The sequence below is a fragment of the Rhodospirillales bacterium genome, from assembly GCA_016872535.1.
Classification (GTDB): domain Bacteria; phylum Pseudomonadota; class Alphaproteobacteria; order Rhodospirillales; family 2-12-FULL-67-15; genus 2-12-FULL-67-15.
This window is the reverse complement of the sequence record VGZQ01000089.1, coordinates 1-10961: the sequence shown is the minus strand read 5'-3', so window position 1 is coordinate 10961 and position 10961 is coordinate 1. Positions and strand designations below refer to the sequence as shown.

Annotated in this window: 10 protein-coding genes; 2 read left to right on the top strand and 8 right to left on the bottom strand. The window is 66.3% G+C overall.

What is annotated here, in order from left to right:
* Window positions 1-101 precede the first annotated feature (101 nt).
* Window positions 102-830, top strand: coding sequence for an MBL fold metallo-hydrolase (locus tag FJ311_14135; protein ID MBM3952578.1), 729 nt, complete (start codon window positions 102-104; stop codon window positions 828-830).
* Between the two features lie 84 nt (window positions 831-914).
* On the opposite strand, the gene FJ311_14130 is transcribed toward FJ311_14135, so the two are convergent.
* The 8 genes from FJ311_14130 to FJ311_14095 form a co-directional block, all read right to left on the bottom strand.
* Window positions 915-1166: a sulfur carrier protein ThiS gene (locus FJ311_14130; GenBank protein MBM3952577.1), complete on the bottom strand. Its 252-nt coding sequence runs from the start codon at window positions 1164-1166 to the stop codon at window positions 915-917.
* Between the two features lie 9 nt (window positions 1167-1175).
* Window positions 1176-2405, bottom strand: coding sequence for an NAD(P)/FAD-dependent oxidoreductase (locus FJ311_14125; GenBank protein ID MBM3952576.1), 1230 nt, complete (start codon window positions 2403-2405; stop codon window positions 1176-1178).
* Between the two features lie 13 nt (window positions 2406-2418).
* Window positions 2419-4266, bottom strand: coding sequence for an aldehyde ferredoxin oxidoreductase family protein (locus FJ311_14120; GenBank protein ID MBM3952575.1), 1848 nt, complete (start codon window positions 4264-4266; stop codon window positions 2419-2421).
* A 23-nt stretch (window positions 4267-4289) separates the two neighbouring features.
* Window positions 4290-4769 (bottom strand): 4Fe-4S dicluster domain-containing protein, encoded by a 480-nt coding sequence (locus tag FJ311_14115; protein MBM3952574.1) that lies wholly within the window; start codon window positions 4767-4769, stop codon window positions 4290-4292.
* 84 nt (window positions 4770-4853) lie between these two features.
* Window positions 4854-6434: a phosphoglycerate dehydrogenase gene (locus FJ311_14110; GenBank protein MBM3952573.1), complete on the bottom strand. Its 1581-nt coding sequence runs from the start codon at window positions 6432-6434 to the stop codon at window positions 4854-4856.
* Window positions 6431-7609, bottom strand: a complete 1179-nt coding sequence (locus FJ311_14105) for a phosphoserine transaminase (GenBank protein ID MBM3952572.1) — start codon at window positions 7607-7609, stop codon at window positions 6431-6433. Before FJ311_14105 ends, FJ311_14110 begins: the two co-directional genes overlap by 4 nt.
* A 148-nt stretch (window positions 7610-7757) precedes the next feature.
* Entirely contained in the window at window positions 7758-8168 is a 411-nt protein-coding gene (locus FJ311_14100; protein MBM3952571.1) for a type II toxin-antitoxin system VapC family toxin, read from the bottom strand.
* Window positions 8168-8398, bottom strand: coding sequence for an AbrB/MazE/SpoVT family DNA-binding domain-containing protein (locus FJ311_14095; protein MBM3952570.1), 231 nt, complete (start codon window positions 8396-8398; stop codon window positions 8168-8170). The genes FJ311_14100 and FJ311_14095 overlap by 1 nt, the downstream gene beginning before the upstream one ends.
* Before the next feature lie 150 nt (window positions 8399-8548).
* Between FJ311_14095 and FJ311_14090 the strand changes: the two genes are divergently transcribed.
* On the top strand, window positions 8549-10961 hold a 2413-nt coding region (locus tag FJ311_14090), incomplete at its 3' end, for an AMP-binding protein (GenBank protein ID MBM3952569.1).

Here is a 10961-nt window from a genome sequence, read left to right as displayed (position 1 = left end):
CGGCTCGCGGCGGGGCGCTGCGCTCGCCGGATGGCTTCGCGCCCCGCCCGCTCGCCGCCGACACCGAAACCGTGATACAAACCGAAACGTTCACCCTCTGAGTGGACCTAATCCAGGGGAAAGGTCACGCCACCGACCCGATCAGTTACATCCGGCGCGAAGCGTCGGAAGCCTACGTCGCCGAAATCAAGAAGATCACCGACAAGCCGATCAAGTACCTGATCTACAGCCACCACCACTACGACCACATCGCCGGGGCCAAGCCGTTCAAGGACGCGGGCGCGACCATCATCGCCCATGCGCGCACCAAGGAGCGCCTCGCCCTGCTCCAGGACCCGTTCACGCCGCTGCCGGACGAGACGTTCACCGGCCAGAGGACGCTCACCCTCGGCGGCACCACGCTGGAGATGAGCTACGTCGGGCGCAACCATTCCGACACCTCGCTGGTCATGCGGCTGCCGAAGGAAAAGATCATCTTCGCGGTCGATTTCATTCCGGTCGGCGCGTTTCCGAGTGTCGGCATGATCGATTCCTATCCGCTCGAATGGGAAGCGTCGTTGAAGAAAGTGCTGGCGATGGATTGGGATCGCCTGATCCCCGGCCACCCCGGGCCGGGCGGACGGCTCGGCACCAAGAAGGACGCCGAGGACGTTCTCGCCCTGCTCCAATACGCCTCGGCCGAGGTCAAGGCCGCCGCGCGCGCCGGCAAGTGCTGGGACGCCGCCGAAAAGGACGTGATGCTGGAGAAATACAAGGAGTGGCCCGGCTACGAGCGCGGGCGGGTCTACGTCATCCGTCGCTATTGCGGCCTGTGGGGACGGGGGACGTAAACTCGTCATCGCGAGCGGAGCGAAGCGATCCAGCGCCGGAAAAGGCTTGGATTGCTTCGCCCCTAATGTGGCTCGCAACGACGCCTACCCGCCGGCGACCGGGGGCCAGACGGCCAGCCGGTCGCCGTCCTCGAGCACGCGCGTCGCCCGCTCCGACGGCGGCACGAAGCTGCCGTTGATCAGAACCAGGTGGCACATCTCCGGCGGCAGGCCGAACGAGGCCAGCACGCGCGCGACCGTGGCGCCGTCGGCGACATCCCGTTCGACCTGGTTGTCGACGGCGCCGGGCGGGAGATACTTCTCCAGCATGGCGTAGAGCTTGACGACAACTTTCATGCCGGGGCGTCAGGGCACCTTGGAGACAAACGCCTCGACCACGCGGGTCGGATCGCGCATCAGCTTGGCCTTCCACGAACCCAGCCGGGCGCGGGTTTGGATCAGGCCGCGCAGCGCGCCGATGTGCTCCGTCATGCCGATGGTAAGCGCGCCCTTGATGCGGTCGCCGTCGAAGGCGAGCTTGACGTATTTGAAGGCCTTGAGGTCGGCGGCGCGGGCTTCCTCCCCCTGCTCCCAATGGCCGAAGGACGCCGTGATCAGACCCGCGGTATCGAGCACGTTCATGATCAGGCTGCCCTTGTAGCGTGCGTCGCCGCCGGTCATGTTGACGGCGGCGATGCGGCCGTGTTCGGTCGCGGTCGGCTGGATGGCATGCTGCACCATGAATCCGCCGCTGAAATCCGGGCCCTTGGCGCAGTCGCCGGCGGCGAAGATCGAATCCCCGTCGGCGGAAAGGCGGTTGTCGACGACTACGCCGTCCTCGATCTTCAAGCCGCTGCCGGCGAGGAACCCGGTGTTGGCCTTGACCCCGGTCGCGATCACCACCAGATCGGCGACGACGCTGCCGCCGGGATCGAGGGCGACGGCGAGGCGGCCCCCTTTCTCTTTTTCCACGCCCTTGAGCCGGGTCGAGGTCAGGACGTGAACGCCCTTGGCGTCGCACCAGCTTTCGATCATGTCGCCGCCGGTTTCGTCCATCATCTTCGGCAGCATCCGGTTTTCGGTTTCGACCACGGTCAGTTTCATGCCGCGTTCGACGAGCGATTCCAGGATGATGCAGCCGATGAATCCGGCGCCGACCAGAACGACTTCTGCCCCCTTCCCCGCCCGTTTGGCGATGGCGCGGGCGTCCGCCATGGTCCAGCAATGATGCACGCCCGGCAGATCGAGCCCCGGCACGGGCGGCTTGGCCGCGCTGGCGCCGGTTGCGATCAGGAGGCGGTCGTAGGCCAGCTTCGATCCGTCGGCGAGGACGAGTTGCTTCCCGGCGCGATCGAGTTTCTCGGCCCGGCCCGACCGGTAGCCGATGCCGAGATTTTTATAATGGTCCTTGGCTTTCCTGAGACGCGCGCCGTCCTCGCCGATCTTGCCGGTGAGCACGTAAGGAATCGCCATGCGCGCGTAGGGCTCGCCCGGCTCGTCGCCGACGAGCGCGATCTCGCCCTTGGGATCGCGGCGGCGGATGGTTTCCGCCGCGACCACGCCGGCCGGGCCGGCGCCGACGATCACATAGCGCATCGCGCCCATCCGCTCAGAGCGCGAGCCGCTTGATGGTCTCGTTCGACGGCACGCCGTCCTTGGTCCAGCCGCGCAGCTGGTAGTATTCGGGCAGCATTTGGCCCAGCTGGTTGACCAAGCCCTTGGCCGGGCCGGACTTAGCCGCTTCCTTGAGAAGACGCGGCGGCAGCGTGTCGTCCTTGGCGGTGAAGCCGGCCTTGAGGTTGAACTGGCGTTCCAGGTTCCAGATCCGCTCGCCGACCTCGAGCAGCTTTTGCGTCGTCCAGCCGCCCTCGCACGCGGCGTCGAGTTGCGGCGCCACGTCGTCGAGGGTCCAGGCGAACGAGGTGAAGATGCAGATGCCGGCGGAATCGAACGCCGCGGTGGCGTCCTGGAATGCCTTGACCAGTCCGGCCTTGCCTTCAGCCTTCAATGGATCGGTCTTTTCCGGAATGCCAAGGATTTCGGAGGCGACCGTGTAGCTGCGCAGATGGCAGGCGCCCCGGTTCGAAGTGGCGTAGGTCAGCCCCATGCCCTGGATGCCGCGCGCGTCGTAGGCCGGGAATTCCTGACCCTTGACCGCCATCGCCATGTCCGGCTTGCCGTACTTCTCGCACATCAGCTTGGAACCCATACCTAGCACCGCGCCGAAGCCTTCGCCCCGGCCGGTCAGCTCGGCCATCTCGGTCAACGCCTTGGGGTTGCCGAACTTGAGCTCGATCCCGCCGGTGTCCTTCGACGTGATCACGCCCATGTCGTAAAGCTCCATCGCCGCGCCGAGGGTCGCGCCGAAGGAGATCGGATCGAGCCCCTGCTCGTTGCAGACGAAGTTGGCGAAGGTGAGCGCCTCCAGATCGCCGACTCCGGTCGCGGCGCCCAGCGCCCACGCCGCCTCGTATTCGAGCCCGCCCGAGGCGACCTGGTATTTCGGCCGTTCCGCCACGGTGTAGTGGGTGCGGTCGATCTGCGACACGCGCCCGCAGGCGATGGTGCAGGCGAAGCATGCGGCGTTGGTGACCAGGTTGGCCTTGCCGTCGGTCGGGCGCTTGGCGGCCATCGCTTCGGCCGAGATCTTGTTCGCGTTCTCGAATTGGGAATCCCGGTGGTTGCGGGTCGGCAGCGCGCCCACTTCGTTGATCACGTTCATCAGCACCTGGGTGCCGTACTTGGGCAGGCCCTGGCCGGTGACGGCGTTGTCCGCCAGCACCTTTTTGCCCTTGGCGACCGCCGCTTGGAACGCCTTGAAATCGCGTACCTTGATCCCGACGGTGCCGCGGATGGCGACCGCCTTCAGGTTCTTGGAGCCCATCACCGCGCCGACGCCGCTGCGGCCCGCCGCCCGGTGCATGTCGTTGACGACGCAGGCAAACTTGACGCCCTTCTCGCCTGCGACGCCGATCGAGGCGACCCGGATCAGCGGGTCCTGGTGCTTGGCCTTGATGCCTTCCTCAGTGTCCCAGACCGACTTGCCCCAGAATTCGGCGGCGTCCATCAACTTGGCGTCGTTATTGTTGAGATAGAGGTAGACCGGCTTTGGCGCGCGGCCTTCGAAGATGATCATGTCGTAGCCGGCGTTCTTCATCTCGTTGCCGAAGAAGCCGCCCGAATTAGAGCAGGCGATAGCGCCGGTGAGCGCGCCCTTGGTCACCACCGAGTAGCGCCCGGCGGTCGAGGCGTTGGTGCCGGTCAAGGGCCCGGTGGTCATGATCAGCTTGTTGCCGGGCGAGAGGGGATCGACCTTGGGGTCGATTTCCTCGGCCAGATACTTGGTCGCGAGCCCGCGCTGGCCGAGATAGAGCTTGGCCCAGTCCATGCGCAGCGGTTCGTCCTTGCACGTGCCCTTGGTCAGGTCGACGCGGAGAATTTTTCCAGCCCATGCCATGATGGTGTCCTCCCCTGTCCCAATTAATGAGTTGCGCGCGCGCCGGTATCGGTTTTCGCCGCCCAGGCGCGCATCTTTTCCAAGCCCGTCCAGTTGGCGTCGACGTAGGTGATCGCTTGGGTCGGGCAGGCCTTAGCACATTCGGGGTCGCCGCCGCAGAGGTCGCACTTCAGGACCTTGCCGGTGGACGCGTTGTAGTTCACCGTGCCGAACGGGCAGGCGATGGTGCAGACCTTGCACCCCACGCACAGGGAGTCGGAGACAACCTTGGCCCCGGTCTTGGCGTCGACTGAAATGGCGTCGACCGGACACGCCTGCTGGCACCAGGCTTCGGCGCACTGGGTGCAGGTGTAGGGGACGAAGCGCCCCTCGTCGTGGAAATTGAAAACCTTGATGCGCGACTTGGCGGGGTTGAAGACCCCCTCGTTGTCGTAGCTGCAGGCGAGTTCGCACTGCAGGCAGCCGGTGCACTTTTTCGGATCGATATGCAGCGCCATCATCATCGGCGGGGCCCTCCCTTAGGGTGTTATTAAGAGTGATTAAACACCCCGGCCGGGCAGGAGGCAACCCGGGCTTTTGAGCGGAAGCTAAAACCGCATCGGCTTGCAGCGCATGACCTGGGGCAGTTTGCGGATCGCGGCGGCCAAATTCTCGTCGATCTCCTGATCGACCTCGATCAGGGCGACCGCGTCGCCGCCCGGCGCGTCGCGCCCCAAATGGAAGGTCGCGATGTTGATGCCGGCGTTGCCCAAGAGCGTGCCGAGCGCGCCGATGAACCCCGGCTTGTCGCGGTTGGTGACGTAGATCATGTGCGGCGCGAGCCGGGCGTCGATCGGAATGCCCTTGATGTCGACGATGCGGGGCTCGTCGTTGAACAGCGTCCCGGCGACGGCGCGGGTCTGGGTCTCGGTGGTCACGGTCAGGCGAATGAGCGTTTGGTAGGCCGCGGCCCGTTCGTTGCGGACCTCGCGCACCTCGAGGCCGCGCTCGCGCGCGATCGCCGGCGCGCTCACCATGTTGACCGTTTCCAGCAGCGGCGCGAGCAGACCCTGGAGCACCACCGCGGTCAGCGGCTTGATGTTGAGGGCGGCGACCGCGCCTTCGTATTCCACGGTCACCGCCTTGATCGAGGTCTCGGTCGCCTGGCCGGCGAAGCTGCCGAGCCGCTCGGCGAGCTTCATGTAGGGCTTGAGCCGGGGCGCCTCCTCGGCGGTCATCGAAGGCATATTGAGGGCGTTGGTGACCGCGCCGGTGAGGAGAAAATCCGCCATCTGCTCGGCGATCTGGAATGCGACCTTTTCCTGCGCCTCGGCGGTCGCGGCGCCGAGATGCGGCGTCGCCACCACGTTCTTCATCCCGAACAGCGGGTTGGTCCGCGCCGGTTCATCGGCGAACACGTCGAGGGCGGCGCCCGCGACCTGGCCCCGCTCCAGCGCCGCCTTCAAATCCGCCTCGACGATCAGGCCGCCGCGCGCGCAGTTGACGATGCGCACGCCCTTCCTGGTCTTGGCCAGCGCCCTGGCGTCCAGGATGTTGCGGGTCGAGTCGGTCAAGGGCGTGTGCAGACTGATAAAATCCGCGCGCGCGAGCAGTTCGTCCAATTCGACCTTCTCGACCCCCAGTTCGGCCGCGCGGTCCGGCACCAGGAAGGGATCGTAGGCGATCACCTTCATCTTCAGGCCCTGGGCCCGGTCGGCGACCACGGTGCCGATGTTGCCGCAACCGATGATGCCCAGGGTCTTGCCCATCAGTTCGACGCCCATGAAGGTGTTCTTCTCCCACTTGCCGGCGTGGGTCGAGGCGTTGGCCTCGGGGATCTGGCGGGCAAGCGCCATCATCAGGGCGATGGCATGCTCGGCGGTGGTGATGGAGTTGCCGTAGGGCGTGTTCATCACCACGACGCCGCGCGCGGTCGCGGCCGGAACATCGATGTTGTCGACGCCAATGCCGGCCCGGCCGATCACCTTGAGGCGGGAAGCGTTCGCCAGCGTCGCCGCCCTGACCTTGGTCGCCGAGCGCACCGCGAGTCCGTCGTACTCCTTGAGAACCGCCGCGAGCGCATCCGGGGCGAGCCCGGTCTTGACATCGACCGCCACACCCCGTGCGCGGAACGTGTCGGTGGCGAGCGGGCTCATATCGTCGGCGATCAGGACCTTAGGCTGGGTCATGGCACCAACTCCGCCTTGGCGACGGCGAAGGCCCATTCGATCCACGGGAACAGGGCTTCGAGGTCGGACGTTTCCACCGTCGCGCCGGACCATAGGCGCAGCCCGGCCGGGGCGTCGCGATGGTGCGCGATGTCGTAGCCGGCGTTTTCCGCCTCCAGCAGGCCCGAAACCCGGCGCGCGAAGGTGACGCGCGCCTCGGGCGCGAGCTTGGCGACCGCCGGATCGGTGAAGACGAGACAGACCGACGTGCGCGAGCGCGTCCGGGGATCGCGCGCGAGATTCTCGATCCACGGCGTGCGCGCGACCCAGCGGTCGATGGCGGCGGCGTTCTTCTCGCAGCGCGCCATCAGGCCCTTGAGGCCGCCGATCTGCTCGACCCATTTGAGGCCGTCGAGGGCGTCCTCGACGCAGAGCATCGAGGGCGTGTTAATGGTCTCGCCTTCGAACACGCCCTCCATCAGCTTGCCACCCTTGGTCAGGCGGAAAATCTTCGGGAGCGGCCACGGCGGCGTATGGGTTTCGAGGCGCTCCACCGCGCGCGGGCTGAGAATCAAAATTCCGTGCTGCGCCTCGCCGCCCAGGACCTTCTGCCAGGAATAGGTGGCGACGTCGAGTTTCGCCCACGGCAGGTCGTAGGCGAACACCGCCGAGGTCGCGTCGCAGATGGTAAGCCCACCCCGGTCGGCGGCGATCCAGTCGCCGTCCGGCACCCGCACGCCCGAGGTGGTGCCGTTCCAGGTGAACACCACGTCGCGGTCGAAATCGACCCGGGGAAGGTCGGGTAACTCGCCGTAGGGCGCCTCGATCGCGCGCGCATCTTTGATTTTGAGGTGTTTGACGACGTCGTTGACCCAGCCCAAGCCGAAGCTTTCCCAGGCGAGCACGTCGACGCCGCGCGCGCCCAACAGCGACCACAGCGCCATTTCGAACGCGCCGGTGTCGGACGCGGGAACGATGGCGACGCGGTAATCGGCGGGCAGGCCGAGGATCGCGCGCGTGCGGAGAAGCACGTCCTTGATGCGCGCCTTGCCCGGCTTGGAGCGGTGGGAACGCCCGGTGAGCGCGCCGGAAAGGGCGGCCGGCGACCAACCGGGTCGCTTGGCGCAGGGGCCGGACGAAAAATTGGGAACCGCCGGACGCGACGCCGGCTTGATAAGCGAAGCTGCCGGGCCCATGCCCGACGCTGGTGACGTTTTCATCGTGTATCCCTTCCTTGCAGAAGGGCGCGACCCGTTGGGAGGTCGTGGCCCGCGGCGCTTATAAGCGGCGCGTGGCGTGGCGTCAACGGCGCAGTTTGCGATTGCTTCGCGATTAGGAATACAATTAAAGCCAACGAATGCTGATCTCCGCCTCGATCTGCTTGAATTCCTTGTCCCCGGTGACGAGATCGGATTTGCGATCCTTGGCAAGAGCCGCCGCGAAGCAGTCGGCGTAAGACATCTTGTTGTGCGCCTTGAACGATCCCGCGATTCGGGCGAGCGGCCAATCCGCGTCGATAAATTCGATGCCGAGGCGTTTTAGATCGTCGATTGCCTTGTCGGCCTCCGCCTCCGACGCTTCCCGGGCGATGATGTACCAGACCTCGCCCGCGTTCACGACGGACATGAACATAGGCGTGCGGTCTTCGTGGGCGCCAGCGATCAGCTCGGCGACTTCTTGACCGGAAATCTCGTCCCCCAGATACGCCAACACCGCCCACGAATCGAACACCAGGGTCTTGGGTTTGCGCGCCATCAGCGTTCCCGTTCGCGCTTTTTTTCCGCCGCCAACGCCGCCAACAGTCCCTTGCCTTTGTATTTTCCCCGCAGTTTCTGGATGTAATCGCGCGTGACGGGCGTAAGGATGATCCGATGCGTCTGCTCATCCATATCGACCTGCATGCGGGTTCCTTCCCTAATTCCGAACTTCCGCCGAATTTTCGAGGGAATGACGATCTGTCCCTTAACTGTCATATAGCTTTCCATCGAACGTCCCCTATATTGAATAAGTATGATTAAATGTTAAAGTAAGACGAATATATATCACCTTACATTCGAAAGCAAGTGGGCGTCACCTGGCGGTTCGCCCGCCGCCCCGTTTCCAGGTATCCTTCAAGGGCCAGGGGACGACAGAAAATGACGGATACGCCACAAGTCGGGCGCGACCAGCGGCGAGCCGCCGAGCGCGTGCTGGAGGCGACGCGGACGTTCGTCCGGGAGGTCAATCCCGGCCGCGCCGCGACGCTCGCGATGGGCCTCGATTCGCGCCTCGACAAGGATCTCGGCCTCGACAGCCTGGGTCGGGTCGAGCTGGTCGCGCGCACCGAACGCGATTTCGGCGTCGCCATCGGCGACGAGGCGATGTCGGCCATCGAAACCCCGCGCGACATCCTGCGCGCCGTGCTGGCGGCGGAAGCGCGCGGCCGAGGCTGGGCCCCGCCCGAGGTCAGCGCGGTCACGCTCGCCGAAACCGGCGATCTTCCCGTTGCCGCGCGCACCCTGATCGACGTGCTCGGTTGGCACGCGAACGCCCACCCCGACCGGCCGCACATCCGCCTCTACGCCGACGACAACGACGGCGAGGTCATCACCCACCGCGCGCTGCTCGCGGAAGCGGAGCGGATCGCCGCTGGCTTGCAGGCCCGCGACGTCAAGCCGGACGAGGCGGTCGCCCTCATGCTGCCGACCGGCCGCGATTATTTCGTCGCGTTCTTCGGCGTGCTGCTGGCGGGCGCGGTGCCGGCGCCGCTTTATCCGCCCGCGCGCCTGACCCAGGCCGAGGAACACCTTCGCCGCTATGCCGGCGTGGTCGCCAATTGCCAGGCCGGAATCCTGATCACGGTTCCCGAGGTTAAACCGTTTACGCGCCTGCTCGAAGCCGAGGTGCCGACTTTGCGCGAAACGGTGACGGTCGCCGAATTGACAGCGGGCGGCCACGCCTTCGTCCCGGTCGCGCGCGGGCCGGAGGAAACGGCGTTTCTCCAATACACTTCGGGCTCGACCGGCAATCCCAAAGGGGTGGTGCTGACGCACGCCAATCTGCTCGCCAACATTCGCGCCATGGGCGAGGCGACCCGGGCGGCGTCCACCGACGTGTTCGTGAGCTGGCTGCCGCTCTATCACGACATGGGCCTGATCGGCGCCTGGTTCGGCAGCCTCTATCACGCGGTGCCGCTGGTGATCATGCCGCCAATGGCGTTCATCGCCCGGCCCGAGCGATGGCTGCGCGCCATTCACCGTTACCGGGGCACGCTCTCGGCCGCGCCCAATTTCGCCTACGAGTTGTGCCTGAAACGGATCGACGAACGCGAGATCGCCGCCCTCGACCTTTCGAGCTGGCGTTGCGCCTTCAACGGCGCCGAAGCGGTCAACCCCGACACCCTGGAGCGGTTTTGCGCGCGGTTCGCCAAGGCGGGCTTCCGGCGCGAATCCCTGATGCCGGTCTACGGGCTCGCCGAAAATTCCGTCGGGCTTGCCTTTCCCCCGCTCGGGCGCGGGCCGGTGGTCGACCGGATCGAGCGCGACACTTTCATGCGTTCGGGGCACGCGGTTCCGGCCGCCCCGGACGACGCGCACGCGCTCCGTTTTCCGGCCTGCGGCCATCCCATCCCCGGCCATCAGATCCGGGTGGCCGACGCCAACGACCGCGAACTGCCCGAGCGGCGGGAAGGCCGTATCCAGTTCCGGGGGCCGTCGGCGACCAGCGGCTACTTCCGCCGGCCCGACGAAACCCAAAAGTTGTTTCGCGGTGAATGGCTGGAAACCGGCGATCGCGGCTATTTCGCGGGCGGCGACATCCACATCACCGGCCGCACCAAGGACATGATCATCCGCGCCGGACGCAACATTTATCCGACCGAGATCGAGGGCGCGGTGGGAGCGGTTGAAGGTGTGCGCGAGGGCAACGTCGCCGTGTTCGGCGTGCCCGACGCGGCGAGCGGCACCGAACGCCTCGTGGTGCTGGCCGAAACCCGCAGCAAGGAGGCCGTCCGCGGCGACATGCGCGCCAAGATCAACGCCATTGTCACCGAGCTCGCGGGCGAGCCGCCGGACGAAGTGGTGCTGGCGCCGCCCAATACCGTGCTCAAGACGTCGTCGGGAAAAATCCGGCGCGACGCGACGCGCGAGCTTTATCTGCGGGGCGGCGTGGGCAAGACCCGAACCGCGCGCTGGCGGCTGATGGCGCGGATGGCGTTCGCCGCGCTGGTTCCCACCGTGCGGCGGTCGGTCGCGCGCGTCGTTGCCGGCGCCTACGCCGCCTGGGCCTGGGGTCTCGCGGTGCTGACCCTGATCGTTCTGTTACCCGCCTTGGTCCTGATTCCGTTCGAATCCGCGCGCTGGGCGTCGATGCGCGCGATCTTCCGGCTGCTCGCGCGCCTCGCGGGCGTGTCGCTCACGGTCCGAGGCCTGGAGAACGTGCCGCCCCGGAACCGGCCTTGCGTGTTCGTCGCCAACCACGCGAGCTATCTCGACGGTTTCGTGCTTACCGCCGCCATCCCGCGGCCGTTCAGCTTCGTCGCCAAGGCCGAACTGGGCGAACAATTTCTGC